Annotated in this window: 25 protein-coding genes; 9 read left to right on the forward strand and 16 right to left on the reverse strand. The window is 40.9% G+C overall.

Translation table 11 applies throughout. From position 1 onward, the window contains the following. Positions 1-114 precede the first annotated feature (114 nt). Positions 115-903: a hypothetical protein gene (locus F885_RS07740; protein ID WP_005317859.1), complete on the reverse strand. Its 789-nt coding sequence runs from the start codon at positions 901-903 to the stop codon at positions 115-117. Between the two features lie 136 nt (positions 904-1,039). Between F885_RS07740 and F885_RS07735 the strand changes: the two genes are divergently transcribed. Further along, positions 1,040-1,804 carry a nucleotidyltransferase domain-containing protein gene (locus tag F885_RS07735; protein ID WP_032859469.1) on the forward strand — a complete coding sequence of 255 codons (765 nt, stop codon included), beginning with the start codon at positions 1,040-1,042 and terminating at the stop codon, positions 1,802-1,804. Between the two features lie 86 nt (positions 1,805-1,890). Here the strand turns inward: F885_RS07735 and F885_RS07730 are convergent, their stop codons facing one another. The 3 genes from F885_RS07730 to F885_RS07720 all read right to left on the reverse strand — a co-directional run bounded on the left by F885_RS07730 (position 1,891) and on the right by F885_RS07720 (position 3,797). Next, entirely contained in the window at positions 1,891-2,205 is a 315-nt protein-coding gene (locus F885_RS07730) for a putative quinol monooxygenase (protein ID WP_005317865.1), read from the reverse strand. A 13-nt stretch (positions 2,206-2,218) separates the two neighbouring features. Then, positions 2,219-2,809 (reverse strand): NAD(P)H-dependent oxidoreductase, encoded by a 591-nt coding sequence (locus tag F885_RS07725; RefSeq protein ID WP_004804006.1) that lies wholly within the window; start codon positions 2,807-2,809, stop codon positions 2,219-2,221. Positions 2,810-2,921: 112 nt separating this feature from the next. Next, a complete protein-coding gene (locus F885_RS07720) occupies positions 2,922-3,797 on the reverse strand; it encodes a DUF4349 domain-containing protein (protein ID WP_005317869.1) in 876 nt (291 codons plus the stop codon). 180 nt (positions 3,798-3,977) lie between these two features. On the opposite strand from F885_RS07720, the gene F885_RS07715 reads away from it, so the two are divergent. Continuing rightward, the gene (locus tag F885_RS07715; protein ID WP_005201284.1) at positions 3,978-4,349 is read left to right on the forward strand and encodes a hypothetical protein; all 372 of its coding nucleotides are present in this window, start codon (positions 3,978-3,980) and stop codon (positions 4,347-4,349) included. Positions 4,350-4,708: 359 nt separating this feature from the next. Then, positions 4,709-5,944: a chloramphenicol efflux MFS transporter CraA gene (gene craA, locus F885_RS07710; RefSeq protein ID WP_407636630.1), complete on the forward strand. Its 1,236-nt coding sequence runs from the start codon at positions 4,709-4,711 to the stop codon at positions 5,942-5,944. An 18-nt stretch (positions 5,945-5,962) separates the two neighbouring features. Here craA and yccS read toward each other — a convergent pair whose 3' ends face one another. The 4 genes from yccS to F885_RS07690 all read right to left on the reverse strand — a co-directional run bounded on the left by yccS (position 5,963) and on the right by F885_RS07690 (position 10,911). Then, positions 5,963-8,113 (reverse strand): YccS family putative transporter, encoded by a 2,151-nt coding sequence (yccS, locus tag F885_RS07705; RefSeq protein WP_005317875.1) that lies wholly within the window; start codon positions 8,111-8,113, stop codon positions 5,963-5,965. A 245-nt stretch (positions 8,114-8,358) separates the two neighbouring features. Next, positions 8,359-8,940, reverse strand: a complete 582-nt coding sequence (gene sodC / locus F885_RS07700; RefSeq protein WP_005317879.1) for a superoxide dismutase family protein — start codon at positions 8,938-8,940, stop codon at positions 8,359-8,361. Between the two features lie 108 nt (positions 8,941-9,048). Continuing rightward, positions 9,049-10,143: an AI-2E family transporter gene (locus F885_RS07695; RefSeq protein WP_005201278.1), complete on the reverse strand. Its 1,095-nt coding sequence runs from the start codon at positions 10,141-10,143 to the stop codon at positions 9,049-9,051. A gap of 123 nt (positions 10,144-10,266) precedes the next feature. After that, positions 10,267-10,911, reverse strand: a complete 645-nt coding sequence (locus F885_RS07690) for a ParA family protein (RefSeq protein WP_004657565.1) — start codon at positions 10,909-10,911, stop codon at positions 10,267-10,269. Positions 10,912-11,041: 130 nt separating this feature from the next. Between F885_RS07690 and F885_RS07685 the strand changes: the two genes are divergently transcribed. Beyond that, the gene (locus F885_RS07685) at positions 11,042-11,512 is read left to right on the forward strand and encodes a Holliday junction resolvase-like protein (RefSeq protein ID WP_005317883.1); all 471 of its coding nucleotides are present in this window, start codon (positions 11,042-11,044) and stop codon (positions 11,510-11,512) included. Here the strand turns inward: F885_RS07685 and F885_RS07680 are convergent. Beyond that, entirely contained in the window at positions 11,506-12,141 is a 636-nt protein-coding gene (locus tag F885_RS07680) for a class I SAM-dependent methyltransferase (RefSeq protein ID WP_005317885.1), read from the reverse strand. The two genes, F885_RS07685 and F885_RS07680, sit on opposite strands and share 7 nt — an antisense overlap. A gap of 161 nt (positions 12,142-12,302) precedes the next feature. Here F885_RS07680 and F885_RS07675 point away from each other — a divergent pair, with 161 nt between their 5' ends. Next, positions 12,303-12,866 carry a hypothetical protein gene (locus F885_RS07675; RefSeq protein WP_004657571.1) on the forward strand — a complete coding sequence of 188 codons (564 nt, stop codon included), beginning with the start codon at positions 12,303-12,305 and terminating at the stop codon, positions 12,864-12,866. A gap of 51 nt (positions 12,867-12,917) precedes the next feature. On the opposite strand, the gene F885_RS07670 is transcribed toward F885_RS07675, so the two are convergent. Beyond that, positions 12,918-13,481: a hypothetical protein gene (locus F885_RS07670; protein WP_005317889.1), complete on the reverse strand. Its 564-nt coding sequence runs from the start codon at positions 13,479-13,481 to the stop codon at positions 12,918-12,920. 19 nt (positions 13,482-13,500) lie between these two features. Next, positions 13,501-14,280: a class I SAM-dependent methyltransferase gene (locus F885_RS07665; protein ID WP_005317891.1), complete on the reverse strand. Its 780-nt coding sequence runs from the start codon at positions 14,278-14,280 to the stop codon at positions 13,501-13,503. A 121-nt stretch (positions 14,281-14,401) separates the two neighbouring features. Here F885_RS07665 and F885_RS07660 point away from each other — a divergent pair, with 121 nt between their 5' ends. Then, a complete protein-coding gene (locus F885_RS07660) occupies positions 14,402-15,673 on the forward strand; it encodes a hypothetical protein (protein WP_005317895.1) in 1,272 nt (423 codons plus the stop codon). Between the two features lie 65 nt (positions 15,674-15,738). Here F885_RS07660 and F885_RS07655 read toward each other — a convergent pair whose 3' ends face one another. Continuing rightward, on the reverse strand, positions 15,739-16,353 hold the full coding sequence (locus F885_RS07655; RefSeq protein WP_005317898.1) for a hypothetical protein: 615 nt from the start codon (positions 16,351-16,353) through the stop codon (positions 15,739-15,741). Positions 16,354-16,971: 618 nt separating this feature from the next. Here F885_RS07655 and F885_RS07650 point away from each other — a divergent pair. Together F885_RS07650 and F885_RS07645 are read left to right on the forward strand one after the other, a co-directional pair. Next, positions 16,972-17,283 carry a hypothetical protein gene (locus F885_RS07650; RefSeq protein ID WP_005201261.1) on the forward strand — a complete coding sequence of 104 codons (312 nt, stop codon included), beginning with the start codon at positions 16,972-16,974 and terminating at the stop codon, positions 17,281-17,283. Between the two features lie 76 nt (positions 17,284-17,359). Beyond that, entirely contained in the window at positions 17,360-18,715 is a 1,356-nt protein-coding gene (locus tag F885_RS07645; RefSeq protein ID WP_005209142.1) for a S8 family serine peptidase, read from the forward strand. Positions 18,716-18,808: 93 nt separating this feature from the next. On the opposite strand, the gene F885_RS07640 is transcribed toward F885_RS07645, so the two are convergent. Continuing rightward, positions 18,809-19,219: a hypothetical protein gene (locus F885_RS07640; RefSeq protein ID WP_005317902.1), complete on the reverse strand. Its 411-nt coding sequence runs from the start codon at positions 19,217-19,219 to the stop codon at positions 18,809-18,811. 210 nt (positions 19,220-19,429) lie between these two features. Next, positions 19,430-19,852 carry a hypothetical protein gene (locus F885_RS07635; protein WP_005317905.1) on the reverse strand — a complete coding sequence of 141 codons (423 nt, stop codon included), beginning with the start codon at positions 19,850-19,852 and terminating at the stop codon, positions 19,430-19,432. Positions 19,853-20,025: 173 nt separating this feature from the next. Here F885_RS07635 and F885_RS07630 point away from each other — a divergent pair, with 173 nt between their 5' ends. After that, entirely contained in the window at positions 20,026-20,310 is a 285-nt protein-coding gene (locus F885_RS07630; RefSeq protein ID WP_005185387.1) for a YciI family protein, read from the forward strand. A 63-nt stretch (positions 20,311-20,373) separates the two neighbouring features. Here F885_RS07630 and glyS read toward each other — a convergent pair whose 3' ends face one another. Next, positions 20,374-22,443 carry a glycine--tRNA ligase subunit beta gene (gene glyS, locus F885_RS07625; RefSeq protein WP_005317908.1) on the reverse strand — a complete coding sequence of 690 codons (2,070 nt, stop codon included), beginning with the start codon at positions 22,441-22,443 and terminating at the stop codon, positions 20,374-20,376. Further along, the gene (gene glyQ, locus F885_RS07620; RefSeq protein WP_004775941.1) at positions 22,443-23,432 is read right to left on the reverse strand and encodes a glycine--tRNA ligase subunit alpha; all 990 of its coding nucleotides are present in this window, start codon (positions 23,430-23,432) and stop codon (positions 22,443-22,445) included. The genes glyS and glyQ overlap by 1 nt, the downstream gene beginning before the upstream one ends. Positions 23,433-23,627 lie beyond the last annotated feature (195 nt).

Below are 23,627 nucleotides of genomic sequence, written 5' to 3' on the forward strand. Positions count from 1 at the left end.
CCCAATCTTTCTTAACTTTGGGGCTACATCCCAAAACTCATGCCTCAATCTTGTTTAGGTTGGGAGTGATCTATTTCCTTTTCCATTCCTTTATTTGAACGATATTCATTTTTTTTATTTTTTATACGCTTTCCAACCTGTCAAAATATGATAAATCAGCGGTAAAAGACAGAGTGAAAAGAAGCCACAAATCGCAGCAGCCCAGACAGGTATATTCTGTGGATTGCCTAAAAAGAAATAAGCAAAAACCGAATAAGACAGCATCCCAAACATCGCCATTGTGCCGAGTGGAAGGGTAATTCTAAAAATTAAGACGTTAGCAAAGGCTTTATAAGGATCCATGTTTCGATTCAAAGCATAGGCAATAATCATGACCAAGATATAGCCCATAATAAACAGCATAAATAGGGTAGCGGCAAACAGTAGACCTGTGCGCCAACTCTTTTCCTGAGCAGAATGATCACCTGCCTCATAAACGACCTGAATATGATCTCCGACTACAGGCACATCACCTGAACGGACTGAATTATCCAAGACTAATGTTCTGTTTTGATCATCTTTGAATTGAACCTGAGCCGTATGCATTAAGGTTTTGGTTTTGTATTTACGCCCATTGGAATCCGTACGTTCGGTATCGACCCATTCAGAGCTATAGCTCACGATGGTTGCATCATAGCTCGGTTTGGTTGCTAAGCCATATACAGCTTGCGACACCCAATAAGTAAAAGAGAAAAATAGGGAGCTGATGCTAAACACCACCACAAATAAATAAGCAAATTCAAACTTACTGCTGTCACGATTCTTAGCTAAACGTTTTAGCCAAAACTTTGTCAGTACAAAAGACCAAACACACAAGATCGCAACCACCACCAAGAAAACCTGTCCCGCATAAGTCAGTTGCATGCATGGTCCTATTTGTTATATTGAATAGAGCTTGATTTTATCAAACGATAATTTTTTTAAAATCAAATGAATGAGTACGATAAAAAATAGTATTGTCTCTCACAAGTATAAATTTTTAAATAATGTAGTCATTGCAATGAATATCCATCACGAAATCGAAAAACTATTTCAACAACGCCAAGATATCCCATTATTTTATATTGAAAGTGGCAGCCGTTTATGGGGCATGGCCAGTCCTGATAGTGACTACGATGTACGCGGTTTTCATCTACCGAGTAAAGACCAATATTTTGATTATAAAAAGCATCGTGACTTGATCGAGATCATGGATGGCGATTTTGATTTTGTCTCTTATGACCTCGATAAAATGTTTGGGTTATTGGCAAAAAGTAATCCTACTGTTTTGGAGTGGGTCAGAGCACATATTGTCTATTTTAATGTCTTCCCAGAATGGCAGGTCTTCCGTGATGGGTTACTTGAGCGAATCGACTATAGCGCGCTGTATCACCACTATTTATCATTGGCGAATGGTGGCATGAAAGTGATGCAAACAGCAGATAACTTTACTTATAAAAAAGTGTTTTATTCGATTCGTGGCTTGATGTCAGCTGAATTGGCGACCCAAGAACAGATGCCTGAATTATTGATTACCGATTTGTTTGCGCAAGTGGATGTAAATGATTCATTACGTCATTGGGCAGAAGATTATCTGGCGATTAAAAAGCAGCAGCAAGAAAAAGCACAGCTACCCCAAGCGGAACAAGCTGCGATTCTTCAACTGTTGCAAAGCAAGATAGAGCAATTGGCAGAAAAATCGATGCAGAAGGTGGATCGTCGTACCAGTTTGGAAGCGTATTTAACAGATTATAGCCGTCATTTAAAACAGCATTACTATCAGTAGAACCATGCATTTATTCATCCGCTGGGTTCGACTTAAATATTTAATGATTTCATATTTTGTCGGACTCAGCTGTATGGGGTTATCTGTTAAATCCCACTGTTGAGAATACGGATTTTCACATCGGCAACATGGTCTTTGGTCGCTTCAAAATGTTGCTGCATATGGGCAGTTTGCATATGGGCTTCTAAATGAGCAGTACTCTGCCATTTCTCTAACATGACAATCGTATTCTCATTCATTGCTTGCATCTCAATTGCAGGAAGATGATCAATCAAAGGCTCATAGCCATGACAACCATCTTCTGCCAGTACCGTTGGAATGATTTTTTCAAATGCATCTAATACCGCTTGGCGATGTTCAGCACCTGCATGTGTATAAATTTCAGCAATAATGGTTAGCATCTTATTTTCTCACTTAATGGCTTGCTGCAAAAAGTTGGTCTAAATGTGCTTTGTACGCTTCGATATAACTTGGCACATTTGGCGCCTTGATCACATCATTCACAATAAATGTTGGTAGTGAGTCCATACCCAAGAATTGATTGGCTTTATGGAAAGGTAGGTAAACGCCATCCACGCCAACACCGTGGAAGAACTGGTCTGGATCGGTAAAGGCTTCCATCGGTGCGTTCCATGTCAAAGACAACATGTATTTTTTACCTTGGATTAAACCACCCGAGCCATATTTTTTAGAGGCATCTGAACGACTACGGCCATCGCTGGCATAAAGCGAGCCATGTCCGATGGTGAAGATATCATCGATATATTTTTTCATGGTCCACGGTGCACCCATCCACCAACCTGGCATTTGGTAAATCACCACATCTGCCCATAGGTATTTGGCAATTTCGGCTTGAATGTCATAGTCACTGTCCGTTCGGGTGACTTGTACCTGATGGCCTAAGGTGCTTAGATGTGCTTGAGAAAACTCGGTCAGGGTGTCGTTCAACTCACCATTCGAATGTTCAAATTGTTTGGCGCCATTAATAATTAAAATATTGCTCATGCGATTACTCAAAAATAAATCTCTAAAAACTGGAAAGCATTTTAGAAAATCTATTCATGAGTAAAAATGCATAAATGAGCAAAATACTATTGATCAAAAATCAATAATTGTACTATTCAGCTTTAGATTTTTTAGTCTTATACCAACGACGAATGCCCCATAAAATCGCAATCGCTACATACAGCGGCCACAGCATCACCAGCCAAATGATGGTTTCTCTAAAGCCGTACAAGCCCACTTTAATCGCTTCCCAAATCCGACTGAATAACGGATCACTGTCTAAGGTGGCTATACGATTGATATTCAGATCATGCGTTTTACGCACTTGTGACTGCTGGAAGAATTCCAGTCGAATGGTGCTATAAGCCAAGCGGTCTTTAACTTCTAAATTGGTCAGTTGCTGTAGCTGATTGTTCACCGCATTTGATCCACTGTTACTTTGATTGGCAGTATTCAGTTTTTCTTCGAGCAATTTTAATTCATAACGCTTGGCTTCATAGCTCTGGCTATTAAAGTTCAGCATGAGTGGTAATAAATTATTTAAGAAGGTAGTTACCTGCGCATTGGGAATACGTACTGTGAGCTGGACTGTGGGGGTGATCTTTTCATAAATATCGACACTGCCATCAATACGATCACGCTCAGATCGGTCACTGACTTGATAATTAATCTGTTTTTCTTCGATATAACCATTGTATTGCAATAACTGCTGTTCTAGTGCTGATGTGGTTTTTAACACATCTTTTACTTCAAATTGCAATTGTGCGCTTTTGACCAATTGACGATTTTGTTCCAAAGCACTCTGTTGATTGCTAACCAGTTGTTCTGGATTTTGAACGGCATTTTCTTGAACAGCAGTGCTGTCCATTGCAGCACTTTCAGTTGCCACAGCTGCATCGCTTGCTGCACCTTCTGGATGTTTGGAACAAGCAGCCAACGTACTGCCCAAGATTAAAATAATGCTTAAATTTTTCGCTAAATCTGACATATCGGCATGTCCAAAGTAAGGTGATTTTGATGTTATAAACTGTGTTTTTTTAATCATTTGTTATGATCATCATCTTGAATGATGACAACAAATATAATGCACGCCACATACATTTTGTTGCGCGGCCATTCAGTTTTGCATAGTAGCATAAATGAGCTAAATGGATTGGATGGGTACAAAATGTATAAAATTGCGATGATCTTGGGATCTGCTTTATTCCTGACAGCATGTAATCAACCAACAGCACCATCGCAGCAACAAGCAGCCGTGCAAAAGAGTACGGTGATGCATGCGATCTTATCGGATCAGCCCGACCTATTTCATGCAGACAGTAATTTAAAAATAGATCAGCAATTCAATAGTGCCGAGAATCCAACCGATGCACAGGTCACGGTTGAGCAAGCACAATTAGATGATTCTGTGATCGCGGTACGGACAGAATACCAATTGAAACGAAATCAAGATGTTTGGAAAGTGGTCAATAAAAAGCAAAGCTATCAATGTGCCCGAGGAGAGAATACCGAAACTTTCCAATTCGAGTTATGCCCATAATTCGATGCACCATCAAACAGTGAATAAAATATCGGCAAAGATGTGGATAACTTTTTGGTTATGCACATCTCAATATGAGCGTTATCGGCTGTTTAAATTGCGGTCATTTTGAAAAAGTGCTACAGTTGCGCGTGGCAATTTAGCCAAACGGTAAAATATTTACCAATCTCACGTAAATAAATTGTTTTTCTTATATACACCTAGTGAATACGGTGTTTTCACATTTATCACATGCTTTCTCACAGCATGAAATCAAAATTTAATTTAAATCTAAGCCATAAAATCTTGTGGTGATGATCCCTTTTTCGTTTTGAAAAATGGGACGAACACGAGTTGGTTATTTTTGTGAATAAAACATGATGACGAATAATCAGAACATGACGTTAAACCGTATAACGCTCATGTTTCCTTTAGCTTTAGTGCTATTCGAATTTTCAGTTTATATCGGTAATGACTTGATTCAACCTGCGATGTTGTCGATTACAGAACAATTTGCAGTCAGTGCAACGTGGGCACCGTCGTCAATGTCATTTTATTTGTTGGGTGGTGCCAGTGTCGCATGGCTGTTGGGACCGCTTTCGGATCGTCTCGGGCGTAAAAAAGTGCTCTTGGCCGGTGTGGCATTTTTTACACTGTGTTGTTTGCTGATTTTATTGACGCACAATATTGAACAATTCCTAACGCTGCGTTTCTTGCAGGGAATGGGGCTGAGCGTCATTTCTGCGGTCGGTTATGCAGCCATTCAAGAAACTTTTGAAGAGCGTGATGCGATCAAAGTTATGGCACTAATGGCGAATATTTCCCTATTGGCACCTTTACTTGGTCCAGTATTGGGGGCATTTCTGATTGATTATGTGTCATGGCATTGGGGTTTCGTTGCCATTGCTGCGGTGTCCTTTATAAGTTGGTTTGGCTTAAAAAAATTTATGCCAGCTACACAGGAAAGCCGTAAACAGCCGAAGCAGCCTTTTAGCTATATCTTTGATGACTTTAAAAAGGTATTGAGTAACCGTCGTTTCTTGGGTCTAAGCATTGCCTTACCGATGGTGGGGATGCCGTTGATGTTATGGATTGCTTTATCGCCAATCATTTTGGTAGATGAGCTGAAATTGAGCAGTGTGCAATATGGTTTGGCACAGTTTCCTGTGTTCTTTGGCTTAATTGCAGGCAATATCATCCTGATCAAGATTATTGATCGTTTCCCGCTAGGTAAAACCATTCTGTTTGGTTTGCCGATCATGTTATTGGGTACTGCATTCTTGCTGCTCGGTGTTATTTGGCAAAGCTATTTGGTGCCTTGTTTATTGATTGGTATGACCTTAATCAGTTTGGGTGAGGGGATTAGCTTCTCGGTGATGTACCGTTTTGCATTGATGTCATCTGAAGTATCAAAAGGAACAGTCGCAGCGGCAGTCTCAATGTTGATGATGATCAGTTATTTTGTCGTGATTGAATTGGTTCGTGTGCTGTATACGCATTTCCATATTTGGGCCTTTGCTTTAGCAAGTCTGATCTTGATTTTATTCTGGTTTAGTTCACCACGTCATGCCTTGAAACAACATATGCGGGCACGTCAGCAAGACGGGTTGAATTAACTTTATCCCACTGACTGCTTACTTAATTTCTAAGGCGAGCAGTTTATTTTTTAATAGGACTAACTCAGGCAAAGTTTCGAGTAACAGACTCATTTGTTTTAACAGCAACGGGTGCTTTGCGGAGACCTGATGCTGTTGATTGAGGATATCAATATCTTCGAGTAAGCGTTCTACTTGCTGTTGCGGAATAGCGGCTTGTTCGATCAGACTTTGCTTGAGCAAATTCTCAATTTTATCCAGTAGTTCTAACAACGCCTGATCTTCAATTTTTTCCCGTTGATGTCCCAAGGCTGAGACATAACTGAGTTGGCTATGGCTATAGACCAAATAGCGAAAGGCATGCTGAATGAGTTCTTGATTAGGCTGAGGTTCGGTACTTAGACTTGAGATCATATTCGACAGCTCGATCTGGGCATTATGTGCTGCACGTCGAGTGGTTCGGTATTCCAGATCGAGTTCACGTCCTTGATGATACTGCTGTACCACTACATGAAAATAATCGAAGGTGGTTTGATTATTTTTCTTAATGTTGCTGGAGATATTGCGAAAATTCCAATCGGGCCAAATGAAATTGACCGCCAGCCAAGCAATCGCACAGCCAATAAAAGTGTCAATAATGCGTGGCAGAATAATACTAAAACCTGCACCTTTTAAATTAAAAATCAATAACACCATCAAAGTAGCCATAACCGTGGCAAGTGCATATTTCTTTTGTCTTAAATAGAAGAATGAGACCCCACAGATGACGGTTAATAGCAATTGACCTTCAATACTTGGTACCAAATAAAGAATGGGGATACCTAATAACACCCCGAGTAAAGTGCCGATGGTTCTGAGCTTGAGACGGCTTTTGGTGGCAAAGTAGGTGATTTGGCAAACAAATAAACTGGTGAGTAAAATCCAGTAGCCATTTTGGGCAAAAGGCAATAAGGAAATGGCATAACCTACTGCAAAGATCACAGCCAAACGGACGGCATGGCGGAACAGCGCCGATTGCGGGCTGAGTTGTTGTTTGATTTTTAACATCAGATCTTGAACGCCCTGAATATCATCATCGAGTAAGTTCAAATGATCCTGATGTTGCTGCGGTGAAAGCTGTTCAATATTTTGATTGAGTTTCAGTTGAGCAAACTGCTCGTGCACACTTTTTAAATTATTGAGGATCAATTCCAGATTTTTAACTTCAAGATTATGGGGATGTTGTTGCACCCAATCATGCATTGACGATTCTAGATTTTCTAATGCCTTACTGGCAGATTCACGGGGCTGATAGCTTTGATGATGTAAGATTGCTTGGCTTAAATCATGACACGCCAAGGCTTGAAGCTGCATATTTTTTTGAATACGGAAAATTAAATCACTGCGGCTAAAATTCTGATGAATTTTTTCATAATGCAGATAGCTGGACGTGACCTGTTCATGCATGTCTTGGGCAAAATAATATAAGTTCAGCCAATAAATACTGGTGTTGTTAACCCGAGACGCTTTTAAGCGCGTCAGTAAGGAGTTTTTGGCTTGATTCAGGCTACTGACCACTTGGCTATTTTTTTGAGAAAGTTCGAATAGCAGTGTTTCGACATTATCAATATTATCTGGGTCGAATAAACGTGATTTGGCTTGAAGTAATTCAGCAATATCCTGAAAAATAGTAGAGATCTTTTCTTGTAAAGGTAAGGTTGGGCGAATAACAAAAAATAAGATTGAAGTTAGTCCATACCACAAGGCACCCAATACAAAATAACTCGGTTGCTGATACCAAGCTGGATATTCACCTAGACCGAACATGGTATAGATCGACAGTAAAATCGTACCAAAGGAAATGGTGGCATAGCGTTGCCCAAGTGCACCCATCATGACCAGCGCTGCACTGGAGAGGCTGAGATAGACGATGAACCAAAATTTATAGGGGGCGAGAAACTCTAAAATAGTACTGACCGTAAAGAACAGCACGCAGACATAGATCAGATTGCGTAAACGGATACTGAGACGATCATCAAAGTCGGTCAGTGCGGTCGCAATTGCGCCTAAGGTGACAGGAACAATCAGTTGCCCGAATCCAAGCTGATATAAGCCTAATGTTGTACCGCAAAGTACAATCAAGATTTGTAGGCAATAAAGAACAATTGAGTTGGAGCGAAAGCGATTGAACAGGCGGGATAAATTTTTCACGATTCTTATTCTTTAATATGTTCTGGATTCATCATACAAATAAATTTCCCAAAGGAAAGCATTGTTAACCAACAAGTAGCACTATTTTTTAGCATCAATATTTGCATGATTTTTCAAATAATAGATAAGATGCAAAATTCGTGCTCAGTTGTATTTTGTTATGATGAGATTATTAAAGAACATATAAAAAATGACTAAAAGCAAAGCAACTGTGGATAACTTGAGAGATACCCACAGTATTTAGATTACTTAATCACACCACAGGCAATACGGTCACCACCACCACCTAATGGTTTTGGTGTATCCGAATAATTGTCTCCACCAACATGGATCATGATCGCACGATTTTGAATATCAGCCAGTTTTAAACGTGGCGCAATCACAGGTGTGGTTGCAAAGCCTTTTTCATTCACCACCAATACCGGTAAATCACCTAAGTGGCCCGTTTCAGGCGTACCATGATGCGCGACTTTTTCAGGATTTAAATGACTGCCTGCTGCCAAGGCTGCCCCCATTTTTCCATCTTTTAATGCAGCTTCACAGGATGGGTTCTCATGGATGTGGAAACCATGTTCGCCAGGAGAAAGTTTCCAAAGCGCAGGGGTAATTAATAAACCTTTAGGCGTTTGTTGAAAAGCAACCGTTCCGATTGAAGCACCAATACCATTGGCATCGACTTGATAGACTTGGATCAATTGCTTTTGATCCGTTGTGCTGGTCTTGGTCTGGATTTTAGCCGCATTGTTATCGAGAGAAACTGAAGAACAGGCTGCGAGACTGAAACTCAGACAGCCGAGCAGAGACATTTTTTGAAGCATTGAAGTCATTGCGAAGATATCCTTATAAATTATCTTTATTTGACGATTCAAACAAAGTAAGCGATATCTCGCAAGCAACATTAATCAATTCATGACAAAAAATTAAACAAAACAAACCTACTTGGTTTCGGGAGGAGCTTCCAAAGCCGCAACAGGCTCATCGACGTTTTCATGCAGCCATTCACGCCAGATCGCCAACAGAATGGCTAAAATCACTGGGCCAATGAATAGGCCGACCAGACCAAAGCTGGCAATACCACCTAATACCCCGAACATGATCAAGATAAATGGAATCTGGGTCGCGCCTGAAATTACCAATGGGCGAATCACATTGTCCGAGCTACTCACAATCACCACACCCCAAACCACAACACCAATGGCTTCCATGGTTTGCCCTTGAGCAAATAACCACAGGCCTACCCCAAGATATGAAACAGGTGTTCCAAAAGGAATTAGCGCCAAGATAAAGGTGACCATGGTCAACAGCATTGGATTTGGAACGCCTGCAACAAAATAGCTGAGGCCAGCTAATAGGGCTTGTGCAACTGCAGTTAAACCAACGCCGTATACGACAGCACGAGTCGTTTCCGAAATGGTATCTAAATAATGATGCACACGTGGACCAATCACCATTTCCAAGGCACGACTCACTTGTGCCAAAATCATTTGTCCATCACGGTAGAAGAAGAACAAAGTCATCAGTGCAAATGTGAGTTTGACCAAATTACGGCTAATCTCGCTCAACACAAAACGCCCATAGCTGAGATGGCTCTGAATCCATTCAGCAATATTCTTGGTAATACTGTTCGGATCACTACTCAGTTCATTGACAGTACGACTGATGTCTTTGCCAATAATTGGTAGATTTTTGATAAATTCAGGAACTTGAACATGACCTGAAAACAGTTGTCGCTGTAAATTAAAATATAAATTACGACCTTCAAGCTGCAACATAAAGATTGCACAGATAAATGGCACACCAATCACGATAATGACCAAACTAATCATCAGGGTGGCATTCAGTGTAGGTCGGTTTTCACCAAAGAAACGACGCTGTACCCATAGATATAAGGGCCAAGTCATATAGGCAATAATTGCGGCCCAAAGAACAGGGACAATAAAGTATTTGAGAATACTGAATCCCAAAAAGAGCAGGACAAAGAACAGTCCAAACAGCAAAACGCGTTGTAATATGGGAGCGTATTGTTGCACGATAGTATTTCTCAAGTGCTAGAAATTGAATAAAACCATCTTAACTGAAAAAGTAGGCGAGGGAAATTTTCATTTCCCTGTTTTAATATCTGATATCAAAAGATTACGTTTCTTTGCAAAGCCTTAGAACCACTCGCTTGGATCATCGACCAACTGGTTTAAAACAGGCTGCCATTGGCTTTGGATACTGACAAAATTTTTCTGGGTTTTATCAAACACACTCAGCCCTTGCATTGCCAATGTACCGTAGGCGCTTCGTTCTGAAATCCATGCCACAGGATCTTGCTCAATCTTGCTAAAGAAGTCCTGAATATCTTTGGAACTGGCACTGTTCGGTTTGACACGATTGGCAATCAATAGGATTTGCACTTTGCCTTTACGAATACGTTTAATGTCTTGTAAATGTTTTAAGAAGCGACGGGTACTGTCAATATCAAAGAACGATGGTTGCAACGGTGTCACAATCGCATGCGCTTCGCTGACCAATTGCTCTGCATGTTCACCTGAAAGTGCACCAGGTGCATCGATAATTAAATAATCTAAATTCTTTGGCGCTTCACCGATCGATTTTTCATGTCGCCAATCCAGACTCTGAATGCCTGTGACGGTTTCAGGACGTTGCTTGAGCCATTGCAAAGACGATTTTTGGTTGTCAGCGTCAGCCAGCGCAACCTTATACCCTTTTTGAGATAGTGCTGCAGCTAATGTAATAGCTGTCATGGTCTTGCCACAGCCACCTTTTTGATTTGCGATTAATATGGTTTTCATGAAATTAGATTTATTAACTAGGCTCTCGTATTCGTTTATACCTTAGCATCTTTTTCGGTCAAGTGTGTTACACATGACAAAAGTTTAATGTTGCAGTTAAATAGCTGCATTCAAGAATAGGAAAGTTGCTATGTCGGTTTGGTTGGCGATGCTGATTGGTGGTTGTATTGGTGTCGTGATCACCACGATTATTTTATCCAGCACCCGTAATGGTCGGATTCAGGCTGAGTATGAAAAATATATTGCTGAACTAGAGTTAGAACATAAGCAGGCTTTGCTTGATGCGCAGAAGCGCAGTGTGAATACCAGCCGTGCGGTATTGAAAGGCAAAATGGCGGAGCAGTTTGCACCGATCCTACCAGAGTTTCGTTATTTACCCAGCGATGCCAAGTTTTTAGGTGATCCTGTCGACTACGTTATTTTTGATGGTTATACCGACTTTCGAGATGGCGATGGCACAGCCGAAGATATTGAAGTGATTTTACTGGATATTAAAAGCGGTGGTGCACGCTTAAGCAAAGGGCAGCAAGCGATTGCTCAAGCGGTCACAGAAGGGCGTATTCGTTTTGAGACCTTGCGAATCGATTTTGAAGGTCAATGAGGTATTTCAAATTTTTGTACACGCGCTAACAGCATTGTTTGTGCGATGGTAGGAATACCTTCTGCATCAAAATATTGTTTTTCGCTGAATTTAAATTTGGCTTGCAAGAGCTGGCGTTCAATGTCTCGGTTTAGATGACAACCATCGGCAATACGTTTTTGAATTGGAGTCAGCAGCGTTTGCAAAGATTGGATTTTTGTCGAGTTTGGATGTTTGACATGCTCAACCAGATGAAAGGTGCCTGTTGGTTTGAGTACCCGATGTATTTCGGCTAAGGCCTGTTCAAGATCAGCAATGCTACACAGTGTCCACGTCGACACAATATGATCTAAAGATGCATCTGCGAAAGGCAATTTCTCTGCACTGGATTGCACATGCTTAATAAAGAAAGGTGCATGTTGTACCCGGTCAACGGCCAATTGATAAATATCAGGATTGGGCTCTAAGGCGTACACTGAATCAACATTGCCATAAAACGGAATATTGAGCCCTGTACCAAAACCAATTTCGAGTACTTCACCTTCGAGTGGAAGTAATAATTCACGACGTCGGTCCATCAAGCTGGCGGTTTGCATGACCTGATTGAGCAAATGGGGAAAGATGTGACGTTGGTAAAATTGGTAAATCATAGAGATCCATTCGTTGGTTTTAATAAAAAGGATAATTTACTAACAGCACAAAAATATGACTAAAGTGAGTTTGACTGTTACCAAAAAAAGCACTTTTTTTCACCATCTCAGCATACTATCAAGAGAAAGGCTTTTCTAATATTTTCGAGGATAATCGAGCCATGAAAAAACGTCTATGGATGAGTTTATGCATGGTGGCTGCAATTGGGCAAACACATGCATCAACCGGTCAGGCAGAATATAACATTGCCAATGGCTTAGCGCCTGTTGTGGAATATCAATCGATTTCGGTGTTAAAACCTTTTGATGGTAATTTCCGTATTCTCGGTTCAAAAGTCTATCATGACGATGAGCAAGCCAAATTTTCTCCGATCGATTATGCGGTGAGTTTGGGGCTGTTTACTGATCCTGCGATCGCACGGACGATTGATGTACGTCAATATGACCGTTATTTGAATTGGAAAATGAATACACTGCCTGTGCCACCCGATCAAGCGATCAAACTGGTGTCCAATATGCATATTATTCCTGCCAATCCAGAGATTGCCAAACAAATCAAGCAAGTGAAACGTGGTGACTTGGTTCAACTCAAAGGTGAGTTGGTCGAGGTCCGAGATAAGGACTTGGTATGGAAATCGTCTTTAACCCCAGGTGGAGTGGGTGATGGCGCATGTGAGTTATTTCGTGTGAGTTCCATTCACTGGATTGAAAAACAGAATATTTAACAATAAATTTGCAATGAAAAAGGGGCATCAGCCCCTTTTTATTTATTTCAATTATTCAGCTTGCATTTTGCTTTCAGCTGTTTGCGCATTTCTCCAATGATGCAATTGGCTTTGTGCGTGTAGATATTCATTTAGCTGATTGACCTGCTGATTTGCATCTGTCGTTTGAGCAGTATTGGCGTGTTCCAAGACTTGGGCTTGATGTTCCCAATAATCATAAAGTAAACCTTGAATATAGCGCCCCTGTTCAGTTTTGAGTTCCAGTTCTTTGAGCATTTTTAAGGCTGAGTTTACATTATCTTTTTGACGTTGCTGCTCGAATTCAGGGGTGAGGCTATTGGCTTCTTTCATCTTGGCCAACTCCATTTCCATACTGTCGCTCATGTCAGTAAAGCGATGATCATAGTCATCCAATACCGCAATATCATGTCCATCATCTGCTGTGGCAGGGAATTGCTTGATCGGGGTTTGATTCAGTTGACCAATTGCATCATTACTTGCGCTGCTTTGCTGTTGTTGCTTTACAGTTGGCTCTTTGTCCTTATTACAAGCACTGAGCATCAGTACTGAACTGAGTACATAGGTGATGGCAAATGTGGTTTTTAGGTTAGGCATAGCAGAGCTCGTTCAAGAATTAGTTGGGTATTTTCTGAAAATGGTAGGCAAAAGTGGTATAGGGGAAACTAATCTGATCTTGCGCAGTTAAGCCTGTAAAATCAAATACAATTTGTTCAAACTTTGCTTTTAACTGTTGTTGCTCTGTGGAGGGCATCGCGGCGATAAAACTGGTGGACAGCAAGCGTTTACTCACCACTTGTTCGACAGTGCCCTGATGCACTTGCTGAAAGGTGGTTAATCCATCCAATTTAAATAAGGATTGTCCTTCGAAGGCCTGTTTCCATAATTCACTATGATAACGCGGGGTATCTCCTTCCAAAGGGGCAATTTCATCAGCCAAGGCTTTGACCCAATCGACAGTAGTATCGCGTTGATTCCAGATCAGCCCTAGATGACCTGATGGCTTAAGTATCCGATGCATTTCATTGAGTGTTTCGATATTGGCAAACCAATGGAACGATTGCGCACAGAGAATGGCATCAATTGACGCATCGGCGAATGGTAGTTCGCTACTGAATGCTTGCAGACAATCGACTGTCGGATAGGCTTGTTGAAGCTGCTGTAACATTTCAGTGACAGGCTCGACCGCGATCACTTTTGCCTGGGTCTGAATCAAGTAGGGTAAGAATTTGCCAGTCCCAGCACCGAGGTCAACAACAGTGGAACTTTCATCTATTTGGAGCCGATCTTGCAGCCAAACCGCTATTTCTTGCGGGTAACTGGGACGAACCTGCTGGTACAGTTCAGCCCCTAAACTAAAGCCTTTTTGAGCAGCAGGATGTAAGGATTGTGTCATTTTTTGCGCTTTTTAATCTGTCTTATCTCTATAAAATAAGATACTCCGCAATTATGGTTTGGCAAAGCCATCATTTGGTGACTTTTTGCTACAGACCTAGGATCAACTTTTCAGTGTGAGCATGGATAAGCAAATAATATTTGAAGATGAGCACATTCGCGTTATTTTTTTAAAAGGTTCAAGTGACACTTTAGTGATTTCGTTTGGCGACTTGATTAGTCGTGCTAAAGGCATGTCAATTAATGCTGAAAAATCCTTAATAAAATATCAATACAATGTGATCGGCATTATGCCGAAGCAAAAATCATGGTTTCCGAAAAGTAGCATGTTGCAGATGCAGCAGCAGATTCAACCGATTTTGCAGCAATTTAAAGGCATTGTCGGCTATGGCGGCTCAATGGGTGGCTATGCTGCGATCAAGTATTCAAATTTATTGAATATGCAAAAGATCGTGGCTTTTGTACCGCAGTATTCTATTGACCCTGATGTGGTACAGGATCGCCGTTATGCTGAGTTTTTTGATGCGTCTATCCATCAAGATATGCAAATTCAGGCCGATGAAGTCGATTCATCGCGTGAGTACATCATTGTCTACGATCCGTACTATGCAGAAGACAAAGAGCATTTTTTAAAGATCCAACCTTTATTGCCTAAAATGCATGTGATTCATTTGCCATTTACAGGCCATGAAGCACTTTCTGTTTTAGCAAGCTCTCAGTTGCTGAATGATTTTGTGGTTAAACCATTTGAAATCACTTATTTCTATCAGCGGGTTCGAGAGGTTAAAAAGCAAAGCAAGTTCTATTATCGACATGTGTTGGATGCTTTGTTGCCGCGCCATCATCAAGCTTTATTAAAAATACTGCAACAGAACGACATTGCTTTAGATGAGCGTTATTTTGATGCGGTACTTAAACAAAAACTGGTACAGCAGCTGTTTAAGCTAAAACAAGGCACTGAACAGAATTTAAATAAGCTGGGCGTACATCTGCATTTTGCACAACATGCCGAGACACAAGCTGCCAATGTGGTGAATGTGCAGAATCAGTTTTTGGTCTTTAATTTGGCAAGCTTGAAATTAGAAAGTTATAACGCTGAGATTATTGTGGCCAATCCAACCTATCTATTGCCATTAAACCTAACTGCCAATAGCTTGGTGAAGCTCAGATTGAATGATGAATATTATTTATTGAGTATGAATGATCGTGGAATTCATAAATTGGTCAAAGAGGGTGAACCCTTTGCACTGGATCAATCGCCGTTGGTATTTAAACACTATGCAGATTTTTATAGTTTGAGCTATAAACAACTGACTTTAAGTTGTGATGCATCTGGCTTTACTCAATTCGTTGAGAATAATGCGGACGAGCAAACCAAGCTACAACTTTGCTGAACATTGCGATGACAATAAAAAAGCCCTTTGAATGTTCAAAGGGCTTTTTTATATCTTACTGACTATTAATTCGCACCAATTTTTGCATTGGTATTGACGTTGGCATTTACGCCTAACACTTTAACACCTACATTTGCACCTGTTTGCAGGTTCTTTTTATCAGCATTCAAACCTGTTTGAGCATTTACACCAGCTGCTTTGCCATTCAATTGTGCTTTGGCATTGGTTTGTGCTTCCAAATTCAATGATTTAGATTTTGAAGTTGCCTGTTTATCCGCAATACGCTGTTTTACATTTGCAGTCGTATCTGCAGCGAATTCTTTACCATCAACTGCCTTGTCTACAGCATAGTCTTTGGTATTTTTTACGACTTCGCCTGTTTTATTCGCGACTTTAGAGCCAACATTTGTTGCCGCATTAACTGTTTGATGCGTAGCTGCAACACCTGTATTTACAGCAGCATGACCGACATTATGTGCAGTATGACCAACACCTTGAGCCACTTGACCGACGCCTTGTGCTGTGCCTTTCACTGCACCTGTGACGCCTTTAAGTAGGCCACCTGATTGTACATTGACTTGAGCTGAGCCACTGGCATTTGCGCCTACGTTCTGTGCAAAAACTGAAGCAGAAGCAAGGATAGAAGTTGTCACGATAGCTGTTTTGATCATTTTTTTCATTGCGATTTCCTTAAGCGATGTACCGTATTGGGGTACTTCATTAACGCAACTGCATCATAGCGAGCAAAAAAACAGAAATGTGTGATTTTCATCAAACGTTACAACCAGATTACAGCTTGAAAACAATCTGGAGAGAAATTGTGGAGATCATTTATACTGATAAGCACGTGAAAAGTATAGTTTTTTAATTAATATAAATTATTGTAGTAAATCAATTTTGAGAAAAGTAATGGTAATAATATAGCTACTCTTCTGGTTATGTTTTAGCAAAATGAATATGAAAATTATGAATAAATAAATAGCTTTAAACCGATTCAAAAAAGATCAAAAAAATGGCATTTTTATTGCTTGGTATAACTATATGAAATTGTGATTGCACTTTTTTAGTTATTTCACTTTTTTCATCGTGTTTGCTGCGCGTAGAAATTTTGCACCAGGAAGCACAAGATTAAACACCATGATGCCGCTATATTTTTTGATAAACCCACGATTCAGATCGTATTTTATTTAAAGATATATGTGAAATATAAAGTGAATCTTAAATTGTATTCGCATTATTTATAGAAAAAGAATTGAAAACCAAGTAATGGCCAGTAAATAAAGCGCTGGAGAATATGAATGAAACAGATTGCAGCATTTTTAATTGTATTGATTGCACTGGGCGTGGTGGTTTTCTACTTTGAACCTGCTGAACCAACCAGTTCAACGGATGATACCGCAATTTATCAGATCAGCCCTGATCATTCAGGGAATATTTCAACCGTTTTAAGCAAACAGGAGGTGAACACAACCGAACATACCACATCACATATGTTGAAAAAATTGGAGACAACTCAAAAAGATACCCAATTTTATGACACCAAAAGCGATCCTTCGATACAACCGATTGATCCTGACACTGATCCAGCCAATGAAATTAAAAAACTTTAAATCGTCTGGGCTTCTTTTATCCAAGAAAAACAGATATTAAGAACCGTTCTTTATCCAAGAACGATGGAGATCAATAGTGAACAATAAAACCTTACTACTTTTAAGCTTGTGTGCTTTTTATACCACCACAACCTCTGCCGCAGCGCTCGATGCTGTCCAACTCAAACAACGACTCAGCACCGCAGCATTAAATAAAGTGTCGAATGGCAAAATTAATATTGATGCCTTAGTCGACAATGATTCAAATGATTTACTGATTGAATACGATAGCAGTGCAACAAGCACCACTTTAGGGCGAGAAAAACGTAGCCTGATTGCGGATGGTAAAAGCCAGTTTAAAAATAAATTTAGCAACGCAGCAGGTTTTCAGACCTTGCGTGAGTTTAATGGCTTGCCTTTAGGGTTATATCGTATTCAAAATCGTGAAACCTTAGCGCAAGTGTTAAATGATCCGACGGTAAAGGGTGTTTATCCAAACCGTAAAAATGTCCCGACCACAATGGAAAGTCTACCTTTAATTAATCAACCTCAAGCGGTCACAAATGGCTTTACAGGGGAGGGTTCGAGTGTAGTGGTGATTGATACTGGGGTAAATTATAAACATGCTGACTTTGGCTGTACCGCAGTCAATACCCCAGCTTCAACATGTCGTGTGGTCTATGCCTTTGATAGCGCACCTGATGACAATAGCTTGGATGATGATGGACATGGCAGTAACGTTTCTGGGATTGTTGCCAAAGTTGCATCTAAAACCAAAATTATTGGGATTGATGTGTTTAGAAAAGTTCGATCACAAGGGCAATGGGCAAGTACCGCTTATGACAGTGATATTCTGGCAGGCATTAACTGGGCGGTAAATAATGCACAAACCTATAACATTAAAGCGATTAATTTAAGCTTGGGTGTACCTGGGGTCAAATATACCTCTGAATGTAGCAATAGCAGCTATAGTACGGCTTTTGCCAATGCGCGTGCAGCAGGTGTTGTACCTGTAGTCGCTTCGGGTAATGATGCCTTCGCTGATGGGATTTCTTCGCCTGCCTGTGTGAAAGGTGCAGTACGCGTAGGCGCGGTGTATGACAGTAATATTGGTGGTGTGTCTTGGGGCAATCCTTTGAAATGCTCTGATCCAACCACAGCAGCAGATAAAATCACATGCTTTAGTAATGGTGGCTCATTGGTGACTTTATTGGCACCAGGCGCAATGATTACTGCGGGTGGGGAAACTCAAGGTGGAACTTCACAGGCAGCACCTCATGTTGCAGGGGCAATCGCATTATTACGTGCCAATGGCGTGACACCATCAGAGACTATCGATCAAACCGTAAATCGTTTGAAAGTAACAGGTAAGCCAATTACCGATACGCGAACTGGTTTGGTGTTCCCACGTATTGATTTACTGTCTGCAACCAGCGGACTCAGTTCAAATTAAGATGATTTTATAGTTTAAAGATCGATCCAAAAATAGTTTAAAAAGCCATGACTCGTTGCAGCTAGAGATAGATGCAACGAGTTTTTTATAGGCTTAATGACATTGTGCTAGCTTATCCGCACTAAAGTTACTTTGTAGTTTGTGAAAATTGGCTTGAACAGTGGCATCTTGCACATCAAAGGCGGTTGCGGTTGTTGGTTGAGCAAGCGTTTTATCTTTATAGTGTTGAGTGGTAGAGCTTGCTGAAATTAAACCATTTTGGTTAAAGCTCCAATGTTCAACCGCCTGACCGCCATCAAAATATCCCGTGAATTCGATGTTGCAGTGTTGGTCTTGTTTGATCAATTTTGCAATATTACCTTCAGTGGATGGTGTGGCACCAATGTTCTTCACTTGCTGTAATGTTTGTGTGCCATTTTTCTGTGTAGAAAGTGCTGAGCAAGCAGTAAAGCTGAGTGCACTGATGCAGGAAAGAAGAATTATTTTGAAAGTGCGTTGCGTCATGTGCAAAATTCCAGTCCGATGAATTTATGCGATTTAGTGTGTCGGCAAAACCCGTGAAGTTCAATGAATGTTTTGAGCGTACACTGTAAATTTAACGCCTATTTTTCAAATCACTATAACAGCGCAGTCTTTAGAAAATGATATTTCAGATGATCAGGCTAGATGTATTTGAAGAAATAAAAAACCTCTACGGTGTAGAGGTTTTTGGGTTTAATTTTTTGAAGACTGACTCAGTTCAGCACGCTCGATCGGGACATTGCCTTCATTGGTGCCCACCACCGCATCTTTGGTGTCCTGCCATTTCTTGGCTGTGTATTGCTTGGCTTTTTCAGTTTGTGCTTGAACAACTTCAGATTGTTCTTCTGTATATTTCTTGGTGTCTTGCCATCTTTCACTGATCTTTTGTGAGGTGTTATCAGATGCACCTTGGATTGAGTCGCCCAAATTCTGCATGCCTTTACCTGTTTTATATAACAAGATACGACCTAAGCTTGGATTGTCGCCATAGGGCATGGCTTTTTCAGGGACAGCATTAGAAGCATTGCTTGTGGTGCTAGTTGTGTCTGCTGCCCAAAGCGAAGACGATGCCACTAGCGCAGTCGTAACACATAATAGTTGTACTTTATTCATCATCTTGTCTGTCCTTTCCGCGATATTGTCGCAATCGAGATTTTATATCTTATCGTTGGAATGAAGAAAAGAGTGGGGATGATATGAAATTGATACAGTTATGTATAAATAATGAGATTCGATAATCCTAAAGAGTATGATGGAAAGAAATAATTAATTGGGGTTTAGCAGAAAAAATGATTGTTGTGACTTTAACTTATAAGAAACCATTGAACGAGGTTGATTCCTTTCTAAATGAGCATGTTCAATTTTTACAGGATAATTATGAGCGAAAGAAATTTTTAGCATCTGGACGCCGTGAGAATAGGGTGGGTGGTGTAATTTTAATATTGGGTTCATCTATACGAGAAGCTAAAGAAATAATAAAAAATGACCCATTTTATATTCAGGAAATTGCAGATTATGATTTCTTACTATTTGAACCTTCAAAGTGTTTGGATGAGATTAAAGCACTTGTGTAAGTGAATTAAAGTAAAAATAAAGGGATCTATCAAAGATCCCTTTATTGAAGATATGCTTAGAGCTTAACCCTGCAGCACACTTACATCTGCAATTGCCGTGAATAAATCACGCAACTGAGCCAATAAACGTAAACGGTTCGCTTTTAACTCTGCATCATCTGCCATCACCATTACACCTTCAAAGAAGGCATCAATTGGTGCACGAAGCGCAGCAAGCTTAGACAATGCTTCTGTGTAGTTACGCGCAGCAAGTAAAGGCTGAACCACAGGCGTCAATGCTTGAAGTTCTGCATAAAGTGCTTTTTCAGCAGCTTCAACCAGATTGGCTTCAACTACAGCACCTTCTGGTGACGCTTCTTTAGCAAGAATATTGGCAACACGTTTATTTGCCGCAGCCAATGCAGCCGCTTCTGGTAAGGTACGGAAATGATTGACCGCAGTCACACGCTTGTCAAAATCAAGAGGAGATTTTGGTGCAAGTGCTTGAACCGCTTGAATCACATCAACCGCAACGCCTTGGTCTTCATACTTGGCACGGTAGCGACCTTCAAGGAATGCAACAGCATCCGCACGGGTTTTATCGTGATCTTTAACAACGTCGCCATAACCTTGCAAGGCAAAATTCACCAGCTCTTCGATGGTCACATCAAGTTCATTTTCGATGATTAAACGCAAGATACCGATTGCAGAACGACGTAATGCAAATGGATCTTTAGAACCTGTTGGTGCTTGACCAATACCGAAAATACCCACTAATGTGTCTAAACGATCCGCAAGGGCAATGGTTGTACCCGTCTTGGTTTGCGGTAATACATCACCAGCAAATTTCGGTAAATACTGTTCACCTAAAGCTTCGGCAACTTCGTTATTCTCACCTTCAAGGCGTGCATAGTACGTGCCTGCAATCCCTTGAAGTTCTGGGAATTCACCTACAAGTTCAGAGGTTAAGTCACATTTCGCAAGTAACGCTGCTTTCTCAGCATCAGCCACATTTGCACCCGTCATTGGAGACAAGGCCACCGCTAATTTAGCAATACGTTGAGATTTATCCCAAAGTGTGCCCAATTGTGCTTGGAACACCATATTGGCTAATTTTTCTTTACGCGACGCAAGCGGTTGCTTTTGATCTTGTAAGAAGAAGAATTCCGCATCAGACAAACGAGGGCGTACAACTTTCTCATTCCCTTCAATAATTTGAATCGGATCTTTCGACTCAATATTTGAAATGGTAATGAAGTAAGGCTGCAATTTACCTTGTGCATTGATTAAGCAGAAATACTTCTGGTTATCCTGCATGGTGGTAATCAAAGCTTCTTGAGGAACAGCCAGATAACGCTCCTCAAAGGTCGCACGTAAAGCAACAGGCCATTCAACCAGACTGGTTACTTCATCAAGCAAGTCTGCTGGCACAATTGCAGTCGCATTGACTTCATCTGCCAATGTTTTGACTTGTGCTTGAATCGTCGCTTGACGCTTTTCGAAGTTCGCAACTACATAGGCTTGTTCTAAAGTTGCCAAGTAGTCATTTGCATGCGCCAAAGTCACGGCTTCAGGTGCATGGAAACGATGACCATAAGTCACATTTCCTGCTTTGTGATCTTGAATGGTTGCTTCAACCACTTGATCATCTTTCAGTAACACCACCCATTTTACTGGACGTACGAATTCAGTACGGCTTGCCGCTGAACGCATACGTTTTGCGATTGGTAAGTTATCCAATGCAGTTTGTAAAATTTGTGGAAGCAAAGCATCAAGACTTTGACCTTTGACATCTTTCAAGAAGCAAACTTTTTCAACTTTACCTGCTTGGAAAGTCGAAAGCTGGTCAACCGTAATGCCTTGACCGCGCATAAAGCCATCAAGTGCTTTGGTCGGTTTGCCTTCAGCATCATAAGCCGCTTGTACAGCAGGGCCATCAAAACGTTTTTGCGTGTCTGCTTGAGCAGCATCGATATCAACAATTTTCAATGCTAAACGACGTGGTGCAGCATAGGCTTCGATAGCAGCGAAGTTTAAGCCAGCATCTTTTAAGCCTTTTTCGGTTTCTGCTTTGAGTGCATCACGCAATGTTTTTAAGCTTTTTGGTGGAAGTTCTTCACAGCCAAGTTCGAATAAAACAGTATGCTTTGTCATTATTTATTCTCCTTCGCTTTTTCAGCTTGGGCTGCTTCTGCTTCAACTTGTGCTTTAAGTTGAGCCAATACTTCATCACGCAAATGTGGTTCTGCCATTGGGAAACCAAGTTTCGCGCGGGCAGCCACATAACTTTGTGCAATTGAACGCGCCAAAGTACGGACACGTAAAATATAACGTTGACGTTCAGTTACCGAAATTGCACCACGTGCATCCAACAAGTTAAAGCAATGTGATGCTTTGATCACTTGCTCGTAAGCAGGAAGTGGCAATTCAGCTTCGATTAAACGAGACGCTTCTGCTTCATAGAAGTCAAACAATTCAAACATTTTGTCGACTGGCGCGTATTCAAAGTTATAGGTTGATTGCTCAACTTCGTTTTGATGGAATACATCACCATAGGTTACGGTACCGAATTGACCTTTGGTCCAAACCAGATCGTAAACTGAGTCTACACCTTGAAGGTACATCGCCAGACGTTCTAAGCCGTAAGTGATCTCACCTGTCACTGGGTAACATTCAATACCACCAACTTGCTGGAAGTAAGTGAACTGAGTCACCTCCATACCATTTAACCAAACTTCCCAACCTAAGCCCCATGCGCCAAGCGTTGGAGATTCCCAGTTATCTTCCACGAAACGAATATCGTGAGTTAGGGTATCAATCCCGATTGCTTTTAATGAATCGAGATAAAGCTGCTGGATATTGTCTGGGTTTGGTTTAAGTACTACTTGGAACTGATAGTAGTGTTGTAAACGGTTCGGGTTTTCACCATAACGACCATCTTTCGGACGACGTGATGGTTGAACATAAGCCGCGTTCCAAGTTTCTGGCCCCAATGCACGTAAGAAGGTTGCAGTGTGGAAAGTACCTGCACCCATTTCCATATCATATGGTTGTAATACGACGCAGCCTTGCTCCGCCCAATAGTTTTGTAGGGCAAGAATTAAGCCCTGAAATGTATCAATATGCGATATAGCACGACTCATGGTGCATCCACTGGAATCAAACAAAAATTGTGCTTAAGTATAAGGATTTTGTAGAGGAGTGGCAAAGGCTAGTTGGGGAATTTCAGCTTTGAACAGCTTTTAGATTTATTTGCTGTTCTGACTAATAGCATCCAATTCGTCACAGCAAATGAAAGAGAGAAAAAACAGAGAAGAACAAAGAATCTGAATGGGACA

The organism is Acinetobacter higginsii (assembly GCF_000369845.1).
Lineage (GTDB): Bacteria > Pseudomonadota > Gammaproteobacteria > Pseudomonadales > Moraxellaceae > Acinetobacter > Acinetobacter higginsii.

Excerpts from the sequence above, each read along its gene's own strand:
- F885_RS07740 (WP_005317859.1), bottom strand. The coding sequence starts at position 903 with ATGCAACTGACTTATGCGGGACAGGTTTTCTTGGTGGTGGTTGCGATC.
- F885_RS07735 (WP_032859469.1), top strand. The coding sequence starts at position 1,040 with ATGAATATCCATCACGAAATCGAAAAACTATTTCAACAACGCCAAGAT.
- F885_RS07730 (WP_005317865.1), bottom strand. The coding sequence starts at position 2,205 with ATGCTAACCATTATTGCTGAAATTTATACACATGCAGGTGCTGAACAT.
- F885_RS07725 (WP_004804006.1), bottom strand. The coding sequence starts at position 2,809 with ATGAGCAATATTTTAATTATTAATGGCGCCAAACAATTTGAACATTCG.
- F885_RS07720 (WP_005317869.1), bottom strand. The coding sequence starts at position 3,797 with ATGTCAGATTTAGCGAAAAATTTAAGCATTATTTTAATCTTGGGCAGT.
- F885_RS07715 (WP_005201284.1), top strand. The coding sequence starts at position 3,978 with ATGTATAAAATTGCGATGATCTTGGGATCTGCTTTATTCCTGACAGCA.
- craA (WP_407636630.1), top strand. The coding sequence starts at position 4,709 with ATGACGAATAATCAGAACATGACGTTAAACCGTATAACGCTCATGTTT.
- sodC (WP_005317879.1), bottom strand. The coding sequence starts at position 8,940 with ATGACTTCAATGCTTCAAAAAATGTCTCTGCTCGGCTGTCTGAGTTTC.
- F885_RS07690 (WP_004657565.1), bottom strand. The coding sequence starts at position 10,911 with ATGAAAACCATATTAATCGCAAATCAAAAAGGTGGCTGTGGCAAGACC.
- F885_RS07685 (WP_005317883.1), top strand. The coding sequence starts at position 11,042 with ATGTCGGTTTGGTTGGCGATGCTGATTGGTGGTTGTATTGGTGTCGTG.
- F885_RS07680 (WP_005317885.1), bottom strand. The coding sequence starts at position 12,141 with ATGATTTACCAATTTTACCAACGTCACATCTTTCCCCATTTGCTCAAT.
- F885_RS07675 (WP_004657571.1), top strand. The coding sequence starts at position 12,303 with ATGAAAAAACGTCTATGGATGAGTTTATGCATGGTGGCTGCAATTGGG.
- F885_RS07670 (WP_005317889.1), bottom strand. The coding sequence starts at position 13,481 with ATGCCTAACCTAAAAACCACATTTGCCATCACCTATGTACTCAGTTCA.
- F885_RS07665 (WP_005317891.1), bottom strand. The coding sequence starts at position 14,280 with ATGACACAATCCTTACATCCTGCTGCTCAAAAAGGCTTTAGTTTAGGG.
- F885_RS07660 (WP_005317895.1), top strand. The coding sequence starts at position 14,402 with ATGGATAAGCAAATAATATTTGAAGATGAGCACATTCGCGTTATTTTT.
- F885_RS07655 (WP_005317898.1), bottom strand. The coding sequence starts at position 16,353 with ATGAAAAAAATGATCAAAACAGCTATCGTGACAACTTCTATCCTTGCT.
- F885_RS07650 (WP_005201261.1), top strand. The coding sequence starts at position 16,972 with ATGAAACAGATTGCAGCATTTTTAATTGTATTGATTGCACTGGGCGTG.
- F885_RS07640 (WP_005317902.1), bottom strand. The coding sequence starts at position 19,219 with ATGACGCAACGCACTTTCAAAATAATTCTTCTTTCCTGCATCAGTGCA.
- F885_RS07635 (WP_005317905.1), bottom strand. The coding sequence starts at position 19,852 with ATGATGAATAAAGTACAACTATTATGTGTTACGACTGCGCTAGTGGCA.
- F885_RS07630 (WP_005185387.1), top strand. The coding sequence starts at position 20,026 with ATGATTGTTGTGACTTTAACTTATAAGAAACCATTGAACGAGGTTGAT.
- glyS (WP_005317908.1), bottom strand. The coding sequence starts at position 22,443 with ATGACAAAGCATACTGTTTTATTCGAACTTGGCTGTGAAGAACTTCCA.
- glyQ (WP_004775941.1), bottom strand. The coding sequence starts at position 23,432 with ATGAGTCGTGCTATATCGCATATTGATACATTTCAGGGCTTAATTCTT.